The following is a 24,712-nucleotide window of genomic DNA, read 5'->3' as shown; positions in this document are numbered from 1 at the left end:
CGATGCCCGCCTTTGACTTTGCCGGCATGCGGCACTCAGTGCTCGCCCTTGGCGATCTTCACCGGCCTCCAGGCCCAGACACCATAGGCACGCGTCACCCCCTCAGGCAATGGGTCTGCGGCCACCAGCACCTCGATGATGCGGGCATTCGGCAACTCTTCCTCGCGAATCCACGGGCTGTACTGCAGATTGCGCTCCACGTAGACGCGCGGACGCTCGGGCAGCTCCATGGCAATCCGCCCGGCCAGAGCCTGCGGGCCGATGATGATGTCGACAGGCCCCCCCAGTGCCTGATGCGCTGCCGGCGCCAGACCGGCCACGATCCTGTCCACGGGGATATGGTTCTGATGGGAGCTCTTGTAGCCCGACAGCCCCATGGGCGACGCCAGCCAGAACTGCAGCAGCAGCAGCGCCTGCAAAATCCCGAACGTCAGCCAGGCGGCACGCAAGTCCCCGGCGGCACCCCAGCTCCGTGGCGAGCGCGCCCACTCCATGACGGCCGGCACACACAGGAACATGAAGGCCGTACCCCATTGCAGGTGCAGATAGGAGCCCGTAAACAGGCACAGCACCAGCATGGCCAGCAGCGGCACCAGGCCCCAGAGCAGCCAGAACTCGCGCAGCATCCGGTCCGCGTCGACTGGCAGCTCCTTTACGGGCGCAGTCTGCGCTCCAGTCTTGCCTGCCCTGCGACGCCCCCACCACAGAGCCACACCCAGCACGATCCACGCCGGCATGCAGCGGTTGAAGATCCAGTCCACCGCAAAGGTCCAGGACATCTTGATGCGCGCGGCCGTATCCAGGTGCAGGCCCAGGGACGTACGCTCGGCGTAGTGCATGGGCATCCAGTCATGGCTTGTCAGCCAGTACAGGTGGGGAGACAGCACCAGCAGGCCGACCACGGCAGCCAGCGCAGCCCCTTTGACATGCACCGGGTTCTTCCAGGCACCGATGCGCAGCCACCACAGACCGATCACCCCCAGCGCCAGCACATACTGATATTTGCTGAGCATGCCCAGGCCCGAGACCAGACCCAGCCCGGCCCAGCCCGCCAGGGACGGCTTCTGCGTGATCTGCCAGGTCAGCGCGACGGCCATCGATATCCACAGCATCATCACGACGTTGTGGTTGTAGTAATAGAGCCGCCCGCAATAGAAGGTGATGCTCAGCGCCGCCAGAAGACCTACGGTCGCATAGGCCCGGCCCCGCATATCGCACAGCAGCTTCCAGAAAATCGCCAAAGAGCCCAGGGTCAGAACGCCGCCCAGCACATAGGTCAGTCCTATGGACGGTCCCACGACGGCCGCAGAGGCGGCCATGATCCATGTCGGCATCGGTGGATGCTTGAAATAGCCCAGCTCCAGCGAACGAATCCAGATCAGCTGTTCCACGTTGTCACCGGGTGCCGCCAGGGCTGTCACCCAGTGAATGGCCAGCCAGACCACGCCGTAGACGGCGAGCAGGGCGGCAACGGCGCGGCCGCCCAGAACAAGGGATTCGCGTTGAACAGCGGTCATCGGACGATCAATGAAAGAAGCAGGGGCAATAGGGGCGTGAGTATAACGACGGCCTTTTTGAAGTCGTGCAAACCGTGACTGCCCCAGCAAGCAGTGACAGACTTGCGCGAAAATCCTGCACCATGACCGATCTTCACGCCGAATATGCCCCCGCAGCCCCGCCCGCCCAGTTGCCGCGCCAGCCGCTGCGACTGAGCTGCGTGGTGCCGGCCTATAACGAACAAGCCAATATCGAGGGGTTTCTGCGTTCACTGGCCGAGACGGTGAAGGCCTTGACCCCCGATTTCGAGATCGTGGTGGTCAACGACGGCAGCCGCGACGCCACGCATGCGCTGAGCCTGCGCCTGGCGCAGGACCTGCCCCTGCGCTATCTGGCCCTGTCGCGCAACTTCGGCAAGGAAGCCGCACTGTCAGCCGGCATAGACCACGCCCGGGGCAACGCCGTGGTGCTGATCGACGCCGACTTCCAGCACCCCCTGGAGATGCTGGCCGAAATGCACGGGCTGTGGCAATCGGGTTACGAGATGGTCTATGGCGTGATTGCCGACCGCGGTGCTGAAAGTGGCGCCAAACGCATGGGCACCCGACTGTTCTACCGTGTGATGAACGCAGGCAGCACGGTGAAGATGCCGCCGAACGCAGGTGACTTCCGCTGGATGGACCGCAAGGTCGTCGATGCCCTCAAGGCCTTGCCGGAAAACAATCGCTTCATGAAGGGCCTGTACGCCTGGGTCGGATTCAAGACCGTGGCCCTGCCCTTTGTCCCCAGGGACCGTGCTGCCGGCCACTCCAGCTTCAATCTGCGCCGCCTGGGATCGCTGGCGCTTCTGGGGCTGACCTCCTTCACCACACTGCCCCTTCGCGTCTGGAGCATGGTGGGCGCCGGAATTTCCCTCGTGGCTCTGGCCTATGGCCTGTGGATTGCAGCCGAAGCCCTGTTCTTCGGCAACCCTTTGCGCGGCTGGCCCACGCTGGCCGCCAGCATCATGCTGTTCTCGGGCGTGCAGTTGCTGTCCATCGGTATTCTGGGCGAGTACATCGGCCGCATCTACGAAGAGGTCAAGCGCCGCCCCATCTACCTCGTGGCCCATGACGAAGACCGCAGCCCGCTGCGCGATCCATCGTGATCGTGGGCCTGCTGCAAAGACTGCGCCGCCTGCCACAGCTGCTCCAGTTCGTGCTGGTCGGCGGCACGGCCGCTGCCACGCACCTGGCGGTGGTCGGTCTGCTGGTGTCACTCCTGGGCCTGCCGCCGCTCGGGGCCAATGTGCTGGCGTTTCTGGTGGCTTTCGCGGTCAGCTACAACGGTCACGCCCTGCTCACTTTTTCGGAGGCGCGGGCCAGGGGTTGGCCGGTGGTGGCGAAATTCTTCGCCGTGGCGTGCCTTTCCTTTGTCGCCAACGAGGCGCTGTACTACGTTGCCCTGAACTGGCTGCACTGGCATTACTTCTGGAGTCTGGCCGCCGTGCTGGTACTGGTGGCCACCGGCACGTTCGTCATGAGCAAGTTCTGGGCCTTCAAGGCGCGCAGCACCCTATGATTCCCATGAAGACCTCACGCGCCCTCCTGCTGTGCGCCGATGATTACGCCTTGCATCCGCTGGTGGACGACGCCGTGCAGCAGCTCACGGCGGCCGGCCGTCTCTCGGCCACCAGCTGCATGACCACTTCCCCCCTCTGGCCGCAAGCCGCAGTGGCCTTGCGGGACTTGCGACCCCGGCTTTCGGTGGGCCTGCACTTCAACCTCACAGAGAGCCATGGCGGGCGGCATGCCGCCCGGGAGCTGACAGAGGTGCTGCGCCGGGCCTATACCCGCCAGTTGCCGCAGGCTCTGATGCGCCAGGCCTGGCGCGAACAGCTCGATGCTTTCGAGCGGGTGATGGGCACCCCCCCTGACTTCATCGACGGCCACCAGCATGTGCACCAGTTGCCCGGGCTGCGCACGGCCATGCTGCAGGAGCTCCAGGCGCGCTATGCCGGACGAGAGATGCCCTGGGTGCGTTCCACGGCGCCTGCCGCAGGCCTGTGGCGCAGCCCCAAGGCGGCCCTCATTGCCTTGCTGGGCGGCTGGGCCACCACTCGGCGGCTGCGCCGCGCCGACATTCCCACGAACCATGGTTTTGGCGGCGTCTATGGATTTGACGCACCCGACGCCGACAGCTACGGCAGGCAGATGGCCGGCTGGCTGCCGCATATGGCGGATGGCGGCCTGCTGATGTGCCACCCGGCCAGCGGTGTGGTGGCAGGTGACGCCATCGGCAGCCAGCGCCCCGTGGAGTTCGAATTTCTGATGTCCGACGCCTTTGAGGCGCTGCTGCAGCGCACCGGCTGCCATGTCCATCAAGGTCCCGTCACACGGAGCTGAGGGAATGAGCAGGCGCTAGGACCTCGGTGCCTGTGCCCGCATCCGGGTCACCACGCGTTCGAAGACCCGCCAGAAGGCTGCGTCCTGCGTGGTCGCGAAATTGATACGCATGCAGGTGCTGGATCCCCGGCTGGCATGGAACATGGCGCCCGGCGCAATCATGTAGCCCTCATCCAGCAGCAGCTGGGTCAGCGCCTCGGTATCCACGCCGGTATCCACCCAGCCGAACATGCCCGCAGGGTCGGCGACAAAACGACACCCGGCTGCCTGGGCCAGCGCCACGCTGCGCGTGCGCGCCTGGGCCAGATGCTGGCGCAGCCGCTCGGCGTGGCGGCGCAGCTGGCCTTGCTCCATGCACAGGGCCAGGGCCTGCTCCATCGGGGTCGGAGTGGACAGGGTGGACAGCAGCTTGGTGTCCAGCAGTCTCTCGACCAGCTCGGGCGGCGCTGCCAGATAGCCCAGGCGCCAGTTGGGCACCAGCACCTTGGCAAAGCCGCTGATGTAGATGCTGCGCTGCAGCCGGTCCAGCACCGACACGCGGGGTGCGTGGTCGGGCGCGATGTGGCAGTAGCTGTCGTCCTCCACCACATAGAAGCCATGACGCTGCGCCATCTGCAGCACTTCGTGGGCACTGGCAGCGCTCAGGCTGTAGCCCGTGGGGTTGTGCAGCACGCTGACACTCACATAGAGCTTGGGGGCCATGGTCTCGCAATAGCGCTGCATCACGGCCATGTCCGGCCCCTCGGGCCCGCGCGGCACCGGCAGCACGCGCATGCCCATGGCGGCCAGGCGCGCATATTCCACGGCCCAGCCCGGTTCTTCCACCATCACCGGATCGCCGGGCTGCAGCAGGGCCCGGCTCACAATGTCCAGCGCCTGGGTCGCACCCAGGGTGGTGATGATCTGGCCCGGTCCGGCCGCGATGCCTATGCGCTGCAGGCGCCGCGCCAGCGCCTCGCGCAGTCGGCTGTCGCCCATCGGTTCTCCATAGCGCACCAGCGATTCGCGCAGTGCCTGCCCGCTGGTGACCTTGCGCATGGCCGCCACCAGAAAGCCCGCATCCAGCCATTCGGCGGGAAGCACACCGGCACCGGGCTGGGGTTTGCCGGCCACGCTCTCGACAAACATGCCGCGAATCAGCATGGTGGCGTTGATGCGCGTACCCGGCGGAATGCCTACCGGGGTATTGATTGCTCCTTCATGAATCGCAAAATGCGATTCTCCATCAGGCGTCTGGAGCGGGTTTTGCACAATATCTCGCACATAAAAGCCCCGCTGCGGCCGCGCTTCGACCAGTCCCTGGGCCTGCAGCAGATCGTAGGCGGCCACTACCGTGTAGGGGCTCACGCCTTGCTGACGCGCGCATTCACGCACCGAAGGCAAGCGCGCACCGGCTGGCAGCAGCCGCGTGCGTATGCGCTCGGCCAGGCGCTCGGCGAGTTGCTGGGTCAGGGTCAGCGCGGCCTGGCGGGACAGAGAGATGGACATGATGACGTGCAGTGAACTGTATCGAAGCGATTACCAATACAGAAGCCATTCTTGTAAGACTGTCTGTATAGGTACTGTAATGGTCTCACGCGTATATTGAGTCCATCCATATCGCTTGGCCGCCCTCCACACAGGGCTTTGGTCACGGTCTGCGGCCGCACCGGCTGAAGACCACATCGTCGCAATTGCCCGCCAGCCCACACAGGCAAACCGGCAGCGACACAATAAGCCCACCTGCCGGAGCAGGGCTGCAGCGCTCGCCTCGCCGCAGTGTTGCATCCCGAGCCCTCGCTCTGGCCGGCGCATGCCCGACAAGGGCGTGAGAATGCACACCGCCCAGCCCCTGCCCGGGCTGGCAACGTAGAAGATCGAGTACTGTTTTATGACAACCTGGACGCTGGCAGAACGTGCTGCCAAGATGAACTCCTCCGCCATCCGCGAGATCCTCAAGCTGACCGACCGCCCCGGCATCATCAGCATGGCTGGCGGCCTGCCCTCCCCCAAGGCCTTCCCCCTGGACGCGTTCACCGAAGCCTGCCAGGCCGTGATGCAGCGCGACGGCGCCGCAGCCCTGCAGTACTCGACCACCGAAGGCTTTGCCCCGCTGCGCCAGGCAATTGCCGACTTCCTGCCCTGGAACGTCGATCCCGAGCAGATCCTGATCACCACCGGCAGCCAGCAGGCGCTGGACCTGATCGGCAAGGTGTTCCTGGACAAGGGCAGCCGTCTGCTGGTCGAGAAGCCCACCTACCTCGGCGCGTTGCAGGCCTTCACCCCCATGGAGCCCGTGGCCGTCGGCGTGGACAGCGATGACGAAGGCATGCTGATCGAGGACTTCTCCCGGCAGATCGGCAGCGGTGCCGACAAGGCGCGTCTGGCCTATGTGCTGCCCAACTTCCAGAATCCCACCGGCCGCACCATGAGCGATGCCCGCCGTCAGGCCCTCGTGGAGATGGCCCGGGAACGGGACATCCCCCTGATCGAGGACAATCCCTACGGCGACCTCTGGTACGAGCAGGAGCCGCCCCTGCCCCTGGCTGCACGCAACCCCGAGGGCGTGATCTACATGGGCTCGTTCTCCAAGGTGCTGGCTCCCGGCCTGCGCATCGGCTTCATCGTCGCACCCAGGTCCGTGTACGGCAAGCTGACCCAGGCCAAGCAGGCTGCCGACCTGCACACCCCCAGCTTCAACCAGCGCGTGGTGGCCGAAGTCATCAAGGACGGCTTCCTGGAGCGCCATGTGCCCACCATCCGCGCCATGTACAAAGCCCAGCGCGATGTGATGCTGATGGCCCTGGAGCGCGAGATGGCCGGCCTCGATGTGAAGTGGACACGTCCCGTGGGCGGCATGTTCCTCTGGGTCAGGCTGCCTGCAGGCATGGATGCCCAGGCCCTGCTGGCCAAGGCCGTGGAACGCAACATGGCTTTCGTGCCCGGCGCCCCCTTCTACGCCGGCGATGCACAGACCAACACGCTGCGCCTGTCCTATGTGACGGTGTCTGCCGAACAGATCCAGGCCGGCATCAAGTCCCTGGCCGAGGCCATCAGGGCCAGCCTCTGATCTGAAAGGTCCCACCCAGGGCGCTCCGCGCCCAGGCGGCCCCGCCTTCACCCTCTTTCGCTTCGCGGGAAGGGGCCGCCCCCTCGGTGCGCGGCGGCGCTTCCTCGGTGTCCCTGACACCGCTTGGCATATGTGGCGCCTTATCAACCGGCCTGACACGAACCACCGTGCAGCGCCGGTTTTTCTTTTTGCCGACAATCGCTGCCCATGTCTGCCCCTGCCTCCCTTGCCGCTCTGTCCCGCCCCTACATGACCGTGGACGTATTCACATCCACCGCACTGCTCGGCAACCCCGTGGCCGTGGTGCTGGGAGCCGATGGCCTGGACGATGCGCAGATGCAGGCCTTTGCGCGCTGGACCAATCTGTCGGAAACCACCTTTGTGCTGCAGCCCAGCGCACAGGCACAGGCCGCTGGCGCCGACTATCGGCTGCGCATCTTCACGCCCGCCGGCGAGCTGGCTTTCGCCGGCCACCCCACACTGGGCAGCTGCCATGCCTGGCTGGCCCAGGGCGGACGGCCGCGCGACCCCGAACAGGTGCTGCAGGAGTGCAAGAAAGGCCTGGTCGCCATTGGCTGCGATGCGAAAGGCGCACTGTTCTTCGAAGCACCCTCCCTCGAATCCCAAGCGGTTCCCGAGCAGGAGCTGGCCCCCGTGCTGCAGGCCCTGGGCCTGCGGCGCGAGCAGGTGCTGATGGCACGCAGCCTCGATAACGGATCGCCCTGGCTGGGCCTGCTGCTTGATCACCCGGACACCGTGCTGGGCGTGGAACCCGATTTTGCAGCGCTCAGGAGGCTGGACGCCAAGGCAGGCCTGGCGGCCCTCCACGGGCCGGACGATGCGCCCCTGCTGATCGGCCGCTCCAGCCGTGAAGCCCGCGCTTTTGCCAAGCAGGCGTCAGAAGCTGCCCAGGAACGGGGGACCTCTGCGCAGCCGCGCCTGGAAGTACGCGCCCTGATCGGAGAAACCGCCAGCGAAGACCCCGTCACCGGCAGCCTGAATGCTGCGCTGGCCCAATGGCTGACAGGCGAAGGTCTGCTGCAGACGCCCTATATCGCGGCGCAAGGTGTTTGCGTCGGCCGTGACGGACAGGTCCATGTGCAGACCGCCGCCAACGGCAAGCTCTGGGTGGGCGGCCACACGGTGACCGTCACCTCAGGCCGGGTCCTGCTGTAGACCACAGGCCTCGCTCAGGACTGCGCCGGGGTCATCCGGCAGATCTGGTCGGCCATGGTTTCGGCCTCCTGCGCATTGTGCGTGACCAGAATCGCCGTCTGCCCGGCAGACCGCAGGATGTCGCGCACCTCCAGCGTCAGCCGCTCGCGCGTGGCGGCATCGAGATTCGAAAACGGCTCATCGAGCAGCAGCAGGGCCGGTTCCGGCGCCAGGGCACGGGCCAGCGCCACGCGCTGCTGCTGCCCACCGGACAGCTCGTGCGGAAACTTGCCGCCCGCATCCGCCAGACCCACCACCGCCAACAGCTCCTGGACACGCCGATCACGCTCGGGCCTGCTGCTGCGGCGCAGGCCGAAGCCCACGTTCTGTGCGGCCGTCAGATGTGGGAACAGGCCATACTCCTGAAACATCATGCCCACATGGCGCTGCTCGGGAGGCAGATGCGTGCCGGGACCCGAGAGCAGCACCTTGCCCAGGTGAATGCCGCCCGCGCGTACCGGCTCGAAGCCCGCGATCGCTCGCAGCACCGAGGTCTTGCCGCAGCCCGAGGGGCCCAGCAGGCTGGCGATATGACCGGCCGGCACATGCAGATCAAAGTCCTGCAGCACGGTGTGCAGACCCGTAGGCGTTTCATAGCCCAGTCGCAGCTGCGCAATTTGTAGAGAGGCGGTCATGCAGTCACTTCATCACGACTTGCGCAAAACGGGTTCAGGCGAGACGACGGCCTCAGCAGGCAGACCGTTGCGGCGTTCTTGTTTGCGCAAGTCCTGTTCATCTTATTCACATTCAATAGCTGCCTGCGCAATAACAATAAGCGCTTCAGCCGATTTTCACGCCTGTTCATCGCTGTCCACCCGAGTGCTGCGTGCGTGCCAGCAGCAGCACGGGAATCAGCCCCGCGACCACAATGCACAATGCGGCGATCGCGCCCTCCTCATAGGTGCCGCGCGCGGCTTCGGCATAGAGCCAGGTGGCCAGGGTATCGAAATCGGCCGGGCGCAGCAGCAAGGTGGCGGGCAGCTCCTTCATGGCGTCGACAAACACCAGCATGGCACTGGTGGCCATGGCAGGCCGTAGCAGCGGCAGGTGTATGCGGCGCAGCGTGCCCAGGCGGCTTTCGCCCAGCAGGCGCGAGGCCTGCTCCAGCGTCGGCGGAATACGCGCCAGTCCGGCCTCGATACCGCCCACGGGCATGACCAGAAAGCGAATCACGCAGGCAGCCACCAGCACAATGCCCTGCCCCATCAGCGGCAGACCGTCCATTCCAAACAGCTGGGCCAGACCGGCGTCAAAGGCCAGTGCCGGCGTCAACAGGCCGATGGCCAGCACCGTGCCCGGCACGGCGTAGCCCAGCGCCGCCAGCTGCGCCGGCCAGCGTGACGGCGCCCGCGTGCTGATGCCGGTGCGCGTGGCCCAGGCCACGACAAGACCCGCAGCCACCGCGATCACGGTCACGCCCAGCGCCAGCCCCAGTGTGTTGAGCAGGCTGGATATCAGCCCGTCGGACACGCCCGAGCCGTGCACCAGACGCTTGCCGCTTTCCCAGGCCAGATAGGCTGCAGGTGCGGCGAAGCCGATCAGCACCGGCAGGCTGCAGGCCAGCGTGGCCAGCCAGGCCGTGCCTGCGGGCAGGCGATGCGGCGCGATGGCACGCATACGCTGGGCCGAACCAAAACGCTGGCGACTGCGACCCTGTCGCTCCAGCCAGACCAGGGCCACCACGGCCAGCAGCATGGAGCAGGCAATCTGCGCGGCACCGGCCAGATCGGAGCGCGTGACCCAGGTGGTGTAGATCGACACCGTGAGCGTGTGCACCCCCAGAAACTCGGACGCACCGATATCGTTGAGCGTCTCCAGCAGCGACAGGCTCAGGCCCACGGCCAGCGCCGGCCGCGCCATGGGCAGGGCCACGCGCCAGAAAGCGCCCCAGCGGGTTTCCCCCAGAGAACGGGCCGCTTCCATCAGATGCGCCGGCTGGGTCATGAACATGGCCCGGGCCGTCATATACACATAGGGGTAGAGCGTGAAGCCCAGCACGAAGATCGCACCGCCCATGGAGCGCAGATCGGGCAGGCGCCACTGACGCGGGCTGTCGTAGCCCAGCAGCCAGCGCAGCGCCCCCTGCACCGGGCCTATGGGGTGCAGCAGATCCAGATAGGCAAAGGCCACGATATAGGCCGGCATGGCCAGCGGCAGCAGCAGCGCCCAGTGCAGCCAGCGCCGTCCCGGGAAATCACAGGCCGTCACCAGCCACGCACAGCCCGTGCCCACCAGCAGCACCACCAGGCCGACCCCACCCAGCAACCAGACCGTATTGGCGGCGGCATCGGGCAGCACATAACGCAGCAGATCCTGCCAGTGCGCCCAGTCTGCCCCCAGCGCCAGCCAGGCCAGCGAGGCAATGGGCGCAAACACCCCCAGCGCAATCGACCAGCTTGCACCCTGCCATACCGGCCCGACGGGCCGCAGCCCTGAACGAAGAAAAGACAACATCAAGACAAAACGATCACGGCAAGACCAACGCCCAGAAACAGACTTGCCCCGGCAAAGCGGCTCAAACAGGAGCGCAATGCTAGAACAAGCATGCACCTAGGCAAGGGACAGCAAGCAAGGGGCGCCCCGCTGCGATGCTGTCGTCCCCTCCCCTAGCGCGCAGCGCGAAAAGCGAGGGGAAGCGGCGGGGCCGCTCAGGGATGTTTACTTGTCGAATCCCACCTTGTCGACCAGCACGCTGGCCGCCTTGCGGTGCTTGGCGATCTCGGTCAGCGGCAGCGGATCGATCCTGATCTCGCCAATGCTCTGGGCCACCACGGGGTCCAGCGCCACGCCCTTGCGCACCGGGTGCTCGTAATTGGCCTGGGCGTACATATTCTGAGCCGGCTCGGAGACCAGGAACTCCAGCAGCTTCACGGCCTGCTCCCGGTGGGGCGCATGCTTGGCCACCGAGGCACCGCTGATATTGATATGCGTGCCGCTCTTGGGATCGTTGAAGCCGGGCTTGACGACCTTGATGGCATCGCCCCACTTGCGTGCGTCCGTGCCTTCCTTGGCCGCCTTCATATGGCCCACGTAATAGGTGTTGGCCAGGCCCACATCGCAAATCCCCCCCAGGATGTCACGCGCCACGTCACGGTCGCCGCCCGTGGCCTTGCGTGCCAGATTGGCCTTGACGCCCTTGAGCCACTGCTCGGTCTTGGCTTCGCCGTCATGGGCAATCATGGCGGCAATCAGCGCCGTGTTGTAGGGGTGCTGGCCGGCACGGCTGCAGACCTTGCCCTTGAACTGGGGCTTTGCCAGGTCTTCATAGCGGAAGGCACCGATCTTCATGTCCTTTTCCGCATACAGCACGCGGGCCCGCATGGACAGCGCAAACCACTGGTTGTCTGCGGCGCGCAGCGGGGCCGGAATGGCCGCCTCCAGCACGCCGGACTTGACGGGCTGGGTCACGCCACCGTCCACCAGATCCAGCAGATTGCCGATGTCCACCGTCATCAGCACGTCGGCAGGCGAGCGCTGACCCTCGGCCTTGACGCGCTCCAGCAGACCGTCCTTGACGAAGACCGTCTTCACACCGATTTGGGTCTGGGCCGTGAAGGCCGCCAGCAAGGGCTGGATCAGTGCCGGTTCACGGGTGGTGTAGAGCGTGATGTCCTCGGCGTGGGCGGACAGCGCAGGGGCGCACAGGCTGGCAACGGCGGCCAGTGCAAACAGGGGTCGTCGAAACATGAGGGGCTCCAGGGGGTGAACAGGCTTCAGAAACACGCCCCGCCTCTCAACCGAAAAGCCTCCTGCCAGCCATGTGCAGGAGAGCCGTCAACCCGTCTGGAAAGCGGAGCGTTTTCTGATGTTTTTGAGAATAGCTCTCAACTATCTTAACCGAGAGGCTTGCCCTGGCCGGGCTTCAATCCGGACCGCGGTGGCGGAAATAGGCGCCCCGGCGCTGTCACCGAAGCGCCAGCAGGTCGCAGGCATGACAGCGCCACAAGCGGGCAAGGCCCAACATCCGCGCCATGGGAACCCTCTACCTTGTGCGCCATGGCCAGGCCTCGTTTGGCGCGGAAGATTACGACCAGCTCAGCCCGCGCGGCCAGGAACAGGCCGTGCGCCTGGGTGAATACTGGCGTGAGCGAGGCCTGACGTTCGACGCGGTCTATGCCGGCACGCTCAAACGGCACCAGCAGACGCTGGCCGGCATTGTCCAGGGCCTGGGCAACGCATACCGCCTCGATGCACAAAGCCGGCCGGGGCTCAACGAGTACGACAGCGAAGCCCTGCTGCGCGCCATCCATCCGGGCCCTCTGCCCAGGCCCGATACGCCGGAACTGTACCGCCATCATTTCCGCCTGCTGTGCGACGCGCTGGGTCAATGGATGGGAGGCACCATCAGCCCTGAGGGCATGCCCGACTGGAACGGTTTTTCGGACGGCGTGCACCAGGTGCTCGAGGAAATACGCCATCGACACAGCGGCCAGAACGTGCTGCTGGTCAGCAGCGGCGGCCCCATCTCCGCCGCCGTGGGCCAGGTGCTTGGCACCGCGCCCGAAGTGACCATCGCCCTCAATATGCGGCTGCGCAACATTGCCGTGACCGAGTTCAGCATCAGTCCCAAGCGCCTGATGCTGCAAAGCTTCAACACGCTCAACCATCTCGATAGCGCCGAATACAGAAGCTGGATCACCAGCGCCTGATCCCCCTCATGCCAGGAGCCAGCCAACGCAAAGTGCTACAAAGCCGCAATGGACTCCATCTTTCTCAGTCTTGGCGATACGGCGCTGACACTTGAAATAGGCGCACAGCAGCACCGGCTCACCGGCTGCCCATCGGCACCGCCACCCTGGCCAAGGCCTTTGCCCAGCGCATGCCCAATGCGCTGATGCTGGAAAACGCGATTGCCGATGTGGAGGATGCCGTCATGCCGGCCGGGCGCTGGCTGCCTGCAGGCGCCAGCCTGCTGCAAACGACAGACCCGCTGCTGCGGCAACTGATCCATGGTGCCACGGCCGACCCGCAAGCCACACAGGCCTCACGCGATGCCATCGAGAACCTGTTCGAGCTGCTGGCGCGCCAGGCCCAGAAGCCGGGCCATGCCGATCCGCAGCTGCCGCAGACCCCCGAGCAAGCAGCCGCCCTGCTGATCGTGCGCGAGGCCATGCATCACTGGGGACTGGATACCCTGCAAGCAAGCGGTAACTAGCCATACCTGTGCGGCATAGCAGACAGAACGCTTTGCGGCTGCCTCCGGGCATCTTTCGGCGGCACACTCTCGGGATAAAAGTTTCAGACAGAAGGACAAGCATGAAACGCCGCAGTTTTACCCAATCCCTGATCAGCGCCGCAGCGGGGGCTGTCCTGCTGAGCGGATTTGCCGCCACCGCCCAGGCCGAAGGCCTGTCCAACCGCCCCATCCGCATCGTCGTTCCCTTTGGCGCCGGCGGCGTGGCCGATGTGACGGCCCGTGTCGTAGCCCAACAGTTGTCCACCCAGCTCGGCCAGCCCGTGGTCATCGACAACAAGCCCAGCGCGGGCGGTATCGTGGCGGCCGACACCGTGGCCAAGGCGGTGCCCGACGGCCATACGCTGTTTCTCATGTCCAACGGCAGCGCCGTCACGGTGAATCTGTTCAACGATCTGCCCTTCGACATGGTCAAGGACCTGACGCCCATCTCCACGCTGGGCTACTTTGACATCGGCGTCATCACCGATGCCAAATCGCCCTTCAAGAATTTGGGCGAGCTCGTGAGCTATGCCAAGGCCCATCCCGGCAAGCTGAATCTGGGCAGCATCAACGTGGGCAGCACCCAGCACCTGGCGGCCGAGCTGTTCAAGACCACGGCCGGCATCGATGCGCAGATCGTGCCCTTCAACGGCACGCCCGCCGTGGTGACCGCGCTGCGCGGCAGGCAGATCGATGCAGCCGTGGAAATTCTCACGCCCATCATGGGCCAGATCAATTCCAAGGCCGTGAACCTGCTCGCGGTGACGGGCGAGAAGCGCTCGCCGCTGCTGCCCAATGTGCCCACGGCCCAGGAATCCGGCGTCAAGGGCTTTGTGGCCTCGTCCTGGAATGCGCTGGCAGCCCCCTCCAAGACGCCCGCCCCCGTGATCGCGCGCCTGAACAAGGAAATCAACGCCGCCGTCAACAACCCCGAGGTCGCCAAAAAGCTGCGCGAACTGAATGTGCAGGCCCAGGCCAGCACGCCCGAGCAGACCGCCAAGCTGCTGCAGTCGGAAATCAAGCGCTGGGGCGATGTCATCACCACGGCCAAGATTGCTAAACAGTAAGCTCCCCCTGTGGCGCTGGCGCGCCTTCCCCCTCTCTGGTGCTTCGCACCGGAAGGGGACGACAGCCTCGCTGCGCGGCGGCGCTTGCTCGCTGTCTCTTTGCGGACCGCGCCAGTTTTTCAGGGCGTTGACAGAGGCTGCGGCCGCTGCCCTACGGTGTCTGCGAGCAGATCTATGGCGCTGGCGCGCCTTCCCCCTCTCTGTTGCTTCGCACCGGAAGGGGACGACAGCCTCGCTGCGCGGCGGCGAGGGCCGCCCAGGTCTTGCTCGCTGTCACGCGCATGGAGCACGCCAGTTTTTGGCGGCTTGCGTTGAGCGAGGCTCGCGATGAAACAGATTTTTGCAGTGGCCTTTCAGGGCCTTTCTGTTTTTTGCTATCTTTAAAGTAGCTTATATCGCTTTACAGCATTTATTTTCAATACAAAATGAATCGTAAATGCATACTGATATTGCGAAATAAGCTCCTGAATTCAAAGCGGCTGTGGCTGATTTCCCACCGTACTCAGGGGAAGGTCATGAATTTCGCCCAGCAACCTCACCAGGCCCTGCGCCGATGAACGCACCATGGCCGCGCCACGCTCGGCCGTCGCGGCGGCGGAGTTGCCCACGGCTCCGGCCGGGTTGTAGTCCTCGATGGCCCAGCCCAGCTTGGCGCTGCGGCCATTGCCGATGAAGTGGTATTTGCCGGCCCGCAGCTCCGAGCTGGAGGCAAAGTTCTGCGCACGCTCCATATGCACGGTCTCGGGCGCCAGGTGCAGCAGCATCGAGGTCTCCACTTCGCCGCCGTGAATGCCGAAGCGATGCTCATGCGCGCAGAACTGCTGGTTGGCCGCATCGTCCACCAGCCCGAACCAGCTGGCGCTGTAGACCAGCAGGCCATGCCGGATGCGCAGCTCGCGCGCAACGATGTCCATCACGCTGACCTGGCCGCCATGACCGTTGAGCAGCAGCAGCTTCCTGATGCCGGCGCGCGCCACGCAGGCGCCCAGCTCCGTCCACAGTGCAATCAGCGTGGCCGGCTGCAGGCTCAAGGTGCCCGCATAGTTCGTATGCTCGACCGAAAAGCCGATGTTCTGCGGCGGCAGAAACAGCACCGGCAGCTCGGCTGGCAGTTGGGCCAGAGCGGCATCGATGACGCCCTCTATCAGGCAGGCATCCACCGACAGCGGCAGATGCGGCCCATGCTGCTCCACCGCCGCCACGGGCAGCACGGCCACGGTGTCTGCGGCCAGGCCATTGTTCTGGGCCTGGGCAAAGTCATGGGCCGAGGCCTGGGCCCAGAAGCGTGACGGCCAGCGGGGAAGCGCGCTTGCGGGAGTGGTCTGGGTATTGCTCATGGCCATCATCGTAGCTGCGCCAGCGCCCCGAAACCACCATATGCCCAGGATTCCGGGGCCACCGCCCGTCAACCGCAACCAGCCGACATGCCCCACAATGGGCCGATGCCTGAAGCCTCCGCCAGCGGGCCGCGCCAGAGTGCGCGCACCGCCAACTCCAAGCCCCAGACCCGCGACCTGACCCAGGGCCCGATTGCCAGCACCTTGCTGGTCTTTGCGCTGCCGATCCTCGCCGGAAATGTGCTGCAGTCGCTCAACGGCTCGGTGAATGCCATCTGGGTCGGTGGTCACCTGGGCGAGGCGGCGCTGACCGCCACCGCCAATGCCAACAATGTGATGTTCGCCCTGATCGGCGCGGTGTTCGGCATCAGCATGGCGACCAATATCCTGATCGCCCAGAGCATGGGCGCGAAAAACATCGCGCAGGCCAAACGCGTACTTGGCACCAGCGCGACGTTTTTTGGCGTCGTTTCGCTGCTGATCGCCGTGCTCGGCTGGCCGCTGTCGCGCCATCTCATGCAATGGATGAGCACGCCCGAGGCGGCTTTGCCGCTGGCCGAGGCCTATCTCAAGATCATCTTCCTGGCCATTCCGCTGCTGTTCATGTTCAGCTTTGTGACGGCGGCCCTGCGCGGCGCGGGAGACACCCGAACGCCGTTCTGGTTTCTGCTCGTCGTCGTGGTGCTGGACATGGCCCTCAACCCGCTGCTGATCTTTGGCTGGGGCCCCGTGCCACGCATGGGTATCCAGGGCTCGGCGGTCGCCACGCTGGTGGCCAATGGCGTGAGCTTTGCGGCCCTGCTGGGCTGGTTGCGTCTGCGCCGCCATCCCTTGTGGATCGGTCGCCGGCAGATGGGGCTGTTCAGGCCCGATCTGACGATTGTGCGCACTCTGGTGGTCAAGGGCCTGCCCATGGGCGTGCAGATCGTGATGATCTCTCTGGCCATGATCGCCATGATCTCCATGGTCAACGAGCACGGCGTGCAGACGGCATCCGCCTATAGCGCCGCGCTGCAGCTGTGGACCTATGTGCAGATGCCGGCCATGGCCATAGGTGCCGCCTGTTCATCCATGGCCGCGCAGAACGTGGGCGCAGGGCTCTGGAGGCGCGTTGGGGCCACGGCCTATGCGGGCATGCTGGGCAATCTTCTGCTGACCGGCAGCCTGATCGCGCTCATCGTGCTTCTGGACCGCCATGTCCTGGGCTGGTTTCTGCCCGGCGGCAGCCCCTCGCTGGAGGTGGCCCGCCACCTCAACCACATCGCCATCGGCTCCTTCCTCTTTTTCGGGGTGACCTTTGTCCTGGCCGGCGTGGTGCGCTCCACGGGGGCCGTGGTGGCACCGGTGCTCATTCTGGCAATTGCGATGTGGGGGATACGCGTTCCCGTGGCACGCTGGCTGCAACCCGTGATGGGCGTGGATGCCATCTGGTGGAGCTTTCCCATCAGCTCCGTCTGCTCCATGCTGATGATGCTGGCCTACTACCGCTGGGGCAACTGGCGCAAGGCGCGCATGCTGCCGGTCGCCGCCCAGCCCCCGGCACAGCCCGCAGGGACTCGGGAGCAAACGCCAGCTGCCGAGGAGCAGGAAACCCGGCACCCCATGGACAGCGATGCGCTGATGGCCCGGGCCGACCCCTGCGAGCGCATCGCCATCCCGGCCGAAGTGGGGGGCCAGCCGCCCAGCAATGTGGCCACCCTGGCCACGGATGCAGGGGTGGCACCGCGCGGCGCTAACCCAGGGTGATGCCCGTTTCCTTGACGACGCGCTTCCAGCGCTCGTGGTCGGCGGCAATAAGCCGCCCGAACTCCTGGGGCGTGCTGCGTCGCGGCAGGTAGTTGTAGCCGGCGAGCCTGGCCAGGACATCCGGCATCTGCATGATCCTGTCCATCTGCTGGGCCAGATAGCCCACGATCTCCTGCGGTGTGCCCCTGGGTGCCAGAAGACCCGACCAGGAGCTGAAGTCCATGCCCATGACGCCCAGCTCGCGCAGCGTGGGTACCTGCACAAAGGCCGGGGCACGCTGGGGCAGCAGCACGGCCAGGGCCTTGACCTTGCCGGCGCGAATCATTTCCACCGAGGTGAAGGAATCGAACGAGAAGTCCACCTCGCCCGCCACCACGGCCTGCATCTGCGCGCCCGTGCCCTTGTACTGGGCATTGACGATGCCGGGCACCTCGACCACCTTCTTGAACTGCTCGGTGATCAGCGAGATCATGCTGCTGCCCGAGGAGGCGCTCAGCGGCCGGCCCTGCTTCGCCATGGCGATCAGCTCCTGCATGCTGTTGACGGGCAGGTCCTTGCGCGCAATCACCACAAAGCCCACATCGCACAGATGACTGATGGGCTCGAAGCTGGCCAGCGCCTCGTAGCCGGTCCTGTAGAGCACGGGGCTGAGGGTCTGCGCTCCGGCGGTGTTCAGCAGCAGGGTATAGCCGTCGGGGGCGGCGCGGGCCGCCAGCTCGGTGCCAATGACACCGTTGGCCCCCCCTTGTTGTCCACCACAAAGGACTGGCCCGTGATTTCGCCGAGCTTTTGCAGGGCCAGCCTCGCCACCACGTCCGTGGTGCCTCCGGCCGGAAACGGCACGATGACCCGAACCGACTTGTCCGGATAGCCGGGCGCAGCGTCCGCATGCCAGGGCAGCGCGGTGGCCGCACAGGCCGCCGAGGTGGCAAGAAAGCGGCGGCGCGAAGTATTCACCATAATGCTTGTCTCCTGTGATTGCCCGGTAACGGACTCCTGCGACCGGCTAGCGGGCTGTTTGAGCCTTGTCGGCCGGGCCATGATGGAGTCCGCCTGCGCCGGCTGTCCAATACCATGCGCCTATGCAAGCATTGGTTTTGCCAATCGGCCGCCCCCGCGCAGGGAACCAAAACACCGCCACAGACTCCCACCGTCCGCCATGTCTTCTCAAGCCCATTCCCCGACCGCCGGACCCCACAGCCTCTCGCAGCGTCTATCACTCTGGCTGATGCTAGCGCTCGCCGTCTGGGCCTGTGCCTTCTCCACCGGTGCCGGCGCGCAGATCCTGCTCAAGAATGCGGCTTCGGGTGGCGCCACCGTGCAGACGCCGCGCGTGCAGGCCGAGCTGGTGGCCCAGGCCCCCGAGGGCATCGCCGCCGGGCAGGTCTTCTGGCTGGGGTTGAAGATCACCCACCAGCCCGAATGGCATACCTACTGGAAAAATGCCGGCGATTCGGGCCTGCCCACGGTGCTGCAGTGGCAGCTGCCCCCGGGCCTGGAGGCTGGCCCCATCGCCTGGCCGCTGCCTCATGCACTGCGCGTAGGGCCCCTGGTCAACTATGGCTATGAGGACACGGTGCTGCTGCCCGTGCCCGTCAAGGTCAGCCCCGACTTCAAGGCCCCGGCGTCGGGCATGGTGGAGGTGGCACTGACGGCCGAGTGGCTGGTCTGCCGCGTGGAATGCATTCCCGAATCAGGCAACTTCCGCCTGAAGATTCCCGTGCAGGGCAGCACAGCCCCCCACAGCCAGGCCTTTGCGCTGGCCCAGGCCGGCCAGCCATGGGCGCTGAGCCAGGGCGGACAGGCCATTGTGGTGGAAGGCAAGGTCGAAGGTGCCAGCCTGCCCGACGACCGCGTGACGCTGCGTATCCCCGGACTGCCCGCCGGCCTCAGGGGCAAGACACTGGAGTTCTATCCCGAGAATTCCGACACCTTCAAGCATGCGGCGGCGTCGGGCAAGGACTGGACACAGCGCTGGGACGGCGATGTCTGGGTGGGCGAGAACATGCCGCTGTCCGATATGCGCGGCGACACCGCGACGCAGCTGGCCGTGGTGCTGGCCCTCCCGACCGCCGAGCGCACCGCTGCGCTGGAGCGGGGTGAAAGCGCTGGCTGGCGCAGCGAGCTGGCCGTGCAGGGCCGCTGGCGCGCTCCCGCGCTCGCAGGCGTTTCTCCGGCCCTGGCCGCAGCGCTGGAAGCCAACAAGACCGCTTCACAGACCGTACCTGCGGGCAATACGGCCAGTGCAGGCAGCCTCTGGGCGGCCCTGCTGGGCGGCCTGATCGGCGGCCTGATCCTCAACCTCATGCCCTGCGTGTTTCCCGTGCTGGCCATCAAGGTACTGGGGTTTTCAGGTCATGGCCAGAGCCGCCATGCCCGGAAACTGGGGGGACTGGCCTACACGGCGGGCGTGGTGCTGTCCTTTGTGGCACTCGGCGCACTGCTGCTGGGCCTGCGCGCAGCCGGCCAGCAGCTGGGCTGGGGCTTCCAGCTGCAGTCGCCCGTGGTGGTCTCGCTGCTGGCGGCGCTGTTCACCGTGCTGGGACTGAATCTGGCCGGGCTGTTCGAGTTCGGCAGTCTGCTGCCCAGCCGCATTGCCAGCGCCCAGGCGCGCAACCCGATTCTGGACTCCTTTCTCTCCGGCGTGCTGGCCGTGGCCATTGCCTCGCCGTGCACGGCCCCCTTCATGGGGGCCTCGCTGGGCTTTGCCATCGATATGCCTGCGGCGCAGGCGCTGACGGTGTTTGCAGCGCTCGGCACGGGCATGGCCCTGCCCTACCTGCTGGCCAGCTTCGTGCCCGCCGTCGTGGGCTGGCTGCCCCGCCCCGGCCCCTGGATGCAGACCTTCCGCCACGCCATGGCCTTCCCCATGTTTGCCACTGTGGTCTGGCTGGTCTGGGTATTGGGCCACCAGGGCGGCATGGATGCCGCCGCGGCACTGCTGGCCCTGCTGCTGGTGCTGGCCGCGCTGATCTGGGCCCTGGGCCTGCGCGGCAAGAGCCGCATGAGCCTCGGTGCCATCGCCTTGCTGCTGGCCATTGGCGTGGCCTGCTACGCACTGCCGCTGATCAAGGCCGAGCCTGTGGATCAGGTCAGGGCACAGGCCGGCGAACGCTGGCAACCCTGGTCGGCAGACAAGGTTCAGTCTGCCCAGACCTCGGGCCAGCCGGTGTTTGTGGACTTCACGGCCGCCTGGTGCGTGACCTGCCAGGTCAACAAGCGCACCACGCTGAGCAATGCCGAGGTGCTGGCAGCTTTCGAGCAGCACAAGGTGCAGCTGCTGCGCGCCGACTGGACGCGCCAGGATCCGGCCATCACCCAGGCACTGCAATCACTGGGACGCAGCGGCGTCCCCGTCTATGTGCTTTACCTGCCCGGCAAGCCGCCGGTGGTGATGAGCGAGCTGCTCTCCAAGAGCGAAGTGCTGGACGCGCTCCAACAGATCTAGGCCGCCCCTGTGTGCCGGGCGCTGCGCCCCCTCATGCCTGTTGCAGATCCTCATGCAGGCAGAGGTAATTGCCTTCCGTGTCCTTGAACCAGGCGGCTTTCTCGGCCCCCAGCACGCAGACATGGTCGACGGTCTTGAAATCGGGAAAGTCATAGTCTTCAAACACCACGCCCCGGTTTTTCAGTTCCCGAATGCTCGCGGCGATATCGGACACCTGGAAGCTGATGGCCGTGTGCTCGGCCTTGGTGCCGCCTGGTCTGGGAAACAGGGCCAGGGCGCTGCCGCCCACCCGATAGACAAATTTCCCGTCGGGTCGCAACTCACCGGGCTGCAGACCCAGGCATTCCTCGTAGAAAGCGCGAGCCCGCGCCAGATCCATGACCGGCAGCATCGTCGTCACAGCAGATTGGCTCAGCATAAGAACTCCTTTGCCCAGTGCCCCGAGTCGAGCAGACCAAGCTTAGTCCCGGGGGCCGGCAGAAGCCAGAGTCGGCGGGTTTCATGAACCTGGCGCAATCAACTTTACGACTCGGCACACACCGGCCTTGCCCTGTCAAACCGGCGGGTTCTGGTCTGGCTTCGATTCGCGCTGGAACGCGACTCCAAGCAGGAGCCCAGCACCTATGGCACAAAGCGGACAAACGCTCTAGACTGGAACTGCCCACAAGCCAGGCGCAACCGCAGTTTCCAGCCTTTGCCAGCCTTGCCCCGTTGACTGCTGCGGACAGCCTGAACTGCACAGGAGGTGAGCCATGCATGCCAACCTTATCCACCAGCCGTCTCACAAACGCCTTTGCCTGTGGCGTGCACTGGCGCTGGCCAGCCTGGCCATCGCCGGCCTGGCCCTGCCCTTTGCCTGGGACGTCCTGGCCAGCATCAACAGCATGCCCAAGATGCACTGGCTGCAACAGGTCCTGGCGCAGGTGCCGGCCTTCAGCTGGCTGATGATGTTCGTCTGGGGCGGAGCCATCCCGCTGGTCCTGCTCAAGAACATGGACCAGACACCTTCGCACAAGCTGCGCACCACGGTGGTGATGCTGGTCCTGATGTGGATCGCCGTCACCTGGTATGTGCACATGCCTGCCAGCAACCAGTGTTCCGCTGTCTATGTATCCTGGGAATGGGCCTGCTCGGTTCTCCAGTGGGGCTACAGCATGAGCCTGGTGCTGTCCATTGCGGCCTACGCCTTCCTCATGCTGGGCCTGATGGTCACGGCGCTGGGCCTGTTTGCCGAAGGCCTGGAAGATGAGCCCAGCCACGCCGCGTAGCCAGCGCGGCCATGCAAAAAGCCTGCGACACCGGCCGCAGGCTTTTTGCTGCCTGCTCCCGCCTCAGGCCTTCATGCGTCCGAACAGCCGGCGATAGCGAGAAGGCAGGTCCTGCATGCGCATCATGATGGGCAGATCGGCAGTATTGAAGTCACTGTCCCAGGCCGGAGCTCCCAGCACCTTGGCGCCGGCACGCAGGTAGCCCTGGATCAGCGCCGGCGGCTCGACCTTCAGCGCATCCGCCGAGACATTGCTGATGCATGCCAGCTCCTCGGGCAAGGCCACCCGCGGGCGCACCTGCAACTCGGACTCTGCCAGATGGCTCTGGCGCAGCTGCTGCCAGATGCGTGCCGGGCCTTCGCCATGGGCCAGACCAGGGTACTGCATGGGAATGCTGGCGCAGCCCACCATGGCCTCCAGCTGGTTGCGCTGCATGAATTCGGCCAGTGCGCCCCAGAGCGCGAGGATCACTCCGCCCTGGCGATGCTCTGCATGCACGCAGCTGCGCCCCAGCTCGACCATCCGCGAACGCCAGGCATTGATGGGCGAGAGATCGAACTCCTGATCGCTGTACAGCCCGCCGGCACGCCGGGCCTGGGCAGGGGTCAGCAAGCGATAGGTGCCAATCACCTTGTTCTGTTCTTCATCGCAGACCATCAGATGCTCGCAGAAGTCGTCAAAGGCGTCGATGTCGTGACCCGCCACGGGCGTCTGCAGCACGGCCCCCATTTCCTCGGCAAAGATCTGGTAGCGCAGGCGCTGAGCCTGTCTGACCTCGTCCAGATGACGGGCCCAGCGCACCTGCAGGCGCAAGGCGGGCGCTGCAGCGTGTGCGGGACTGGCGGGGCGATGGGAAAGCGAGGGAGCCGATGACGGTGTCGTCGCGATGCTCTGGCCCTTCAGCGCATCAAGAATCTCGGGATGCCTCATGTCTGCTTTCCTCTCGGTGTTGGACGCAGTTGGCGGCCTGCCTGTGCCACGCGGTGTGTCTGCGTGCCGTCATTGTGGAAAACGCAGATGAATCCGGCGCGACACTTGGATGACGGTTGCATGACATGTCGTGGCAGCCGCCATCCCTGCACAGAGAGCTGAATTGCTGCTCGGGATTGTGGTGAATGGGAAAGCCGGAGTGGGCGACAATCAGCGCATGAGTTTCGCCCCCCTGACCAATGACACCTTCCTGCGCGCATGCCGTCGCCAGGCTACTGACTACACGCCCCTGTGGCTGATGCGCCAGGCGGGACGCTACCTGCCTGAATACAAGGCCACCCGTGCCAAGGCCGGCAGCTTCATGGGTCTGGCGACCAACGTGGACTACGCCACCGAGGTGACCCTGCAGCCGCTGGATCGCTTCCCTCTGGACGCCGCCATCCTGTTCAGCGACATCCTGACCGTGCCCGACGCCATGGGCCTGGGACTGTCGTTCGCCGAAGGCGAAGGCCCGCGCTTCGCCAAGGTGGTGCGCGACGAAGCCGCCGTGGCCGAGCTGGCCGTACCCGACATGGACAAGCTGCGCTATGTGTTTGACGCGGTCACCAATATCCGCAAGGAGCTCAGGGGCCGAGTGCCCCTGATCGGCTTCTCGGGCAGCCCCTGGACACTGGCCTGCTACATGACCGAGGGCAAGGGCAGCGACGACTACCGTACCGTCAAGTCGCTGATGTACTCGCGCCCCGACCTGATGCACCGCATCCTGGAGGTCAACGCCGACAGCGTGGCCGCCTACCTGAACGCCCAGATCGATGCCGGCGCCCAGGCCGTGATGATTTTCGACAGCTGGGGCGGTGTGCTGGCCGACGGCGCCTTCCAGGAGTTCAGCCTGGCCTATACCAGGCGCGTGCTGTCACGGCTCAAGCGCACCGGTGTGGACGGCACCGATGTGCCCCGCATCGTCTTCACCAAGGGCGGGGGCATCTGGCTGGCCGACATGAAGGACATCGACTGCGAAGTACTGGGTCTGGACTGGACGGCCAATCTGGGCAAGGCTCGTGCCATCGTGGGCGGCGAGGTCGGCGGCCCCGGCAAGGCGCTGCAGGGCAATATCGACCCCAATGTGCTGTTTGCCGCGCCAGAACAGGTCGCCGCCCAGGCCCGTGCCGTTCTGGACAGTTTCGGCAAGCCGCATACCGACACCGGCACCACAGGCCCCACCCACATCTTCAATCTGGGGCATGGCATCAGCCAGTTCACCCCGCCCGAACATGTGGCCGCCTTGGTCGAGGCAGTGCACACGCACTCGCGCCTGCAGCGCGCGCAGGGCTGATACCAGCGGCAGCAATCGCCTTCCTGGGCATTGCTGCCGCACCAAGAGGCCGTATCGCCCAAGCAGATCAAGTGGTTATTCGACGACAATCCTTGGCTCGCGACCCACAAGAATCGTAGCAAGTCATTGATTCATAAGCAATAAGCGGCAAAAACCCCAAAATATGGCGCCAACCGTGTTTGGCGCTTTTTTATTTTTTCACTGGCGCCGACCTCGATTGAAGGAAGTTATCCACATGTGGATGATCCGAGGAGGCATCAGG

General features: G+C 65.5%; 20 protein-coding genes and 1 pseudogene. 12 read left to right on the top strand and 9 right to left on the bottom strand.

The annotated features are described in order from the left end of the window. Positions 1 to 35: 35 nt before the first annotated feature. Positions 36 to 1,517 carry a glycosyltransferase family 39 protein gene (locus E2583_RS09255; RefSeq protein WP_291595115.1) on the bottom strand — a complete coding sequence of 494 codons (1,482 nt, stop codon included), beginning with the start codon at positions 1,515 to 1,517 and terminating at the stop codon, positions 36 to 38. Between the two features lie 122 nt (positions 1,518 to 1,639). On the opposite strand from E2583_RS09255, the gene E2583_RS09250 reads away from it, so the two are divergent. From E2583_RS09250 to E2583_RS09240, 3 genes are read left to right on the top strand one after another with little or no spacing between them, the layout of a single operon-like run. Further along, complete coding sequence (locus E2583_RS09250) at positions 1,640 to 2,644, top strand: glycosyltransferase family 2 protein (protein WP_291595113.1); 1,005 nt, start codon at positions 1,640 to 1,642, stop codon at positions 2,642 to 2,644. Continuing rightward, positions 2,644 to 3,057, top strand: coding sequence for a GtrA family protein (locus E2583_RS09245; RefSeq protein ID WP_291595178.1), 414 nt, complete (start codon positions 2,644 to 2,646; stop codon positions 3,055 to 3,057). The genes E2583_RS09250 and E2583_RS09245 overlap by 1 nt, the downstream gene beginning before the upstream one ends. Further along, entirely contained in the window at positions 3,054 to 3,881 is an 828-nt protein-coding gene (locus tag E2583_RS09240) for a ChbG/HpnK family deacetylase (RefSeq protein ID WP_291595111.1), read from the top strand. The genes E2583_RS09245 and E2583_RS09240 overlap by 4 nt, the downstream gene beginning before the upstream one ends. Before the next feature lie 15 nt (positions 3,882 to 3,896). Here E2583_RS09240 and E2583_RS09235 read toward each other — a convergent pair whose 3' ends face one another. After that, positions 3,897 to 5,369: a PLP-dependent aminotransferase family protein gene (locus E2583_RS09235; protein WP_291595109.1), complete on the bottom strand. Its 1,473-nt coding sequence runs from the start codon at positions 5,367 to 5,369 to the stop codon at positions 3,897 to 3,899. Between the two features lie 382 nt (positions 5,370 to 5,751). On the opposite strand from E2583_RS09235, the gene E2583_RS09230 reads away from it, so the two are divergent. After that, positions 5,752 to 6,930 (top strand): PLP-dependent aminotransferase family protein, encoded by a 1,179-nt coding sequence (locus E2583_RS09230; RefSeq protein ID WP_291595107.1) that lies wholly within the window; start codon positions 5,752 to 5,754, stop codon positions 6,928 to 6,930. A gap of 207 nt (positions 6,931 to 7,137) precedes the next feature. Continuing rightward, on the top strand, positions 7,138 to 8,106 hold the full coding sequence (locus tag E2583_RS09225) for a PhzF family phenazine biosynthesis protein (RefSeq protein ID WP_291595105.1): 969 nt from the start codon (positions 7,138 to 7,140) through the stop codon (positions 8,104 to 8,106). A 14-nt stretch (positions 8,107 to 8,120) separates the two neighbouring features. Here E2583_RS09225 and E2583_RS09220 read toward each other — a convergent pair whose 3' ends face one another. The 3 genes from E2583_RS09220 to E2583_RS09210 form a co-directional block, all read right to left on the bottom strand. Continuing rightward, on the bottom strand, positions 8,121 to 8,780 hold the full coding sequence (locus E2583_RS09220; RefSeq protein WP_291595104.1) for an ABC transporter ATP-binding protein: 660 nt from the start codon (positions 8,778 to 8,780) through the stop codon (positions 8,121 to 8,123). A 166-nt stretch (positions 8,781 to 8,946) separates the two neighbouring features. Continuing rightward, positions 8,947 to 10,599, bottom strand: a complete 1,653-nt coding sequence (locus E2583_RS09215) for an iron ABC transporter permease (protein ID WP_291595101.1) — start codon at positions 10,597 to 10,599, stop codon at positions 8,947 to 8,949. A 204-nt stretch (positions 10,600 to 10,803) separates the two neighbouring features. Next, positions 10,804 to 11,832, bottom strand: coding sequence for an extracellular solute-binding protein (locus tag E2583_RS09210; protein ID WP_291595099.1), 1,029 nt, complete (start codon positions 11,830 to 11,832; stop codon positions 10,804 to 10,806). 284 nt (positions 11,833 to 12,116) lie between these two features. Between E2583_RS09210 and E2583_RS09205 the strand changes: the two genes are divergently transcribed. The 3 genes from E2583_RS09205 (at position 12,117) to E2583_RS09195 (ending at position 14,388) form a co-directional block, all read left to right on the top strand. Beyond that, on the top strand, positions 12,117 to 12,794 hold the full coding sequence (locus tag E2583_RS09205) for a histidine phosphatase family protein (protein WP_291595097.1): 678 nt from the start codon (positions 12,117 to 12,119) through the stop codon (positions 12,792 to 12,794). Positions 12,795 to 12,964: 170 nt separating this feature from the next. Further along, positions 12,965 to 13,300, top strand: a complete 336-nt coding sequence (locus E2583_RS09200; RefSeq protein WP_291595095.1) for a hypothetical protein — start codon at positions 12,965 to 12,967, stop codon at positions 13,298 to 13,300. Positions 13,301 to 13,401: 101 nt separating this feature from the next. Further along, positions 13,402 to 14,388 carry a tripartite tricarboxylate transporter substrate binding protein gene (locus tag E2583_RS09195; protein ID WP_291595093.1) on the top strand — a complete coding sequence of 329 codons (987 nt, stop codon included), beginning with the start codon at positions 13,402 to 13,404 and terminating at the stop codon, positions 14,386 to 14,388. 470 nt (positions 14,389 to 14,858) lie between these two features. Here the strand turns inward: E2583_RS09195 and E2583_RS09190 are convergent, their stop codons facing one another. Next, entirely contained in the window at positions 14,859 to 15,734 is an 876-nt protein-coding gene (locus tag E2583_RS09190; protein WP_291595091.1) for a creatininase family protein, read from the bottom strand. Positions 15,735 to 15,830: 96 nt separating this feature from the next. Here E2583_RS09190 and E2583_RS09185 point away from each other — a divergent pair, with 96 nt between their 5' ends. Further along, entirely contained in the window at positions 15,831 to 17,471 is a 1,641-nt protein-coding gene (locus E2583_RS09185) for an MATE family efflux transporter (protein WP_291595089.1), read from the top strand. Here E2583_RS09185 and E2583_RS09180 read toward each other — a convergent pair. Continuing rightward, a pseudogene (locus E2583_RS09180) lies at positions 17,458 to 18,431 on the bottom strand (Bug family tripartite tricarboxylate transporter substrate binding protein). The gene E2583_RS09185 and the pseudogene E2583_RS09180 sit on opposite strands and share 14 nt — an antisense overlap. Positions 18,432 to 18,699: 268 nt before the next feature. Between E2583_RS09180 and E2583_RS09175 the strand changes: the two are divergent. Then, positions 18,700 to 20,919, top strand: a complete 2,220-nt coding sequence (locus E2583_RS09175) for a thioredoxin family protein (protein ID WP_291595088.1) — start codon at positions 18,700 to 18,702, stop codon at positions 20,917 to 20,919. A gap of 31 nt (positions 20,920 to 20,950) precedes the next feature. Here the strand turns inward: E2583_RS09175 and E2583_RS09170 are convergent, their stop codons facing one another. Continuing rightward, positions 20,951 to 21,337, bottom strand: coding sequence for a VOC family protein (locus E2583_RS09170; RefSeq protein ID WP_291595086.1), 387 nt, complete (start codon positions 21,335 to 21,337; stop codon positions 20,951 to 20,953). A gap of 334 nt (positions 21,338 to 21,671) precedes the next feature. On the opposite strand from E2583_RS09170, the gene E2583_RS09165 reads away from it, so the two are divergent. Next, on the top strand, positions 21,672 to 22,187 hold the full coding sequence (locus E2583_RS09165) for a hypothetical protein (RefSeq protein WP_291595084.1): 516 nt from the start codon (positions 21,672 to 21,674) through the stop codon (positions 22,185 to 22,187). A gap of 63 nt (positions 22,188 to 22,250) precedes the next feature. On the opposite strand, the gene E2583_RS09160 is transcribed toward E2583_RS09165, so the two are convergent. Then, positions 22,251 to 23,117 carry a GNAT family N-acyltransferase gene (locus E2583_RS09160; RefSeq protein WP_291595082.1) on the bottom strand — a complete coding sequence of 289 codons (867 nt, stop codon included), beginning with the start codon at positions 23,115 to 23,117 and terminating at the stop codon, positions 22,251 to 22,253. A 217-nt stretch (positions 23,118 to 23,334) separates the two neighbouring features. Here E2583_RS09160 and hemE point away from each other — a divergent pair, with 217 nt between their 5' ends. Continuing rightward, positions 23,335 to 24,450, top strand: a complete 1,116-nt coding sequence (hemE, locus tag E2583_RS09155) for a uroporphyrinogen decarboxylase (protein WP_291595080.1) — start codon at positions 23,335 to 23,337, stop codon at positions 24,448 to 24,450. Positions 24,451 to 24,712: the final 262 nt, after the last annotated feature.

The sequence above is a fragment of the Comamonas sp. genome (genome assembly GCF_009360615.1).
Lineage (GTDB): Bacteria > Pseudomonadota > Gammaproteobacteria > Burkholderiales > Burkholderiaceae_C > Comamonas.
This window is presented reverse-complemented; position numbering and strand designations above follow the sequence as displayed.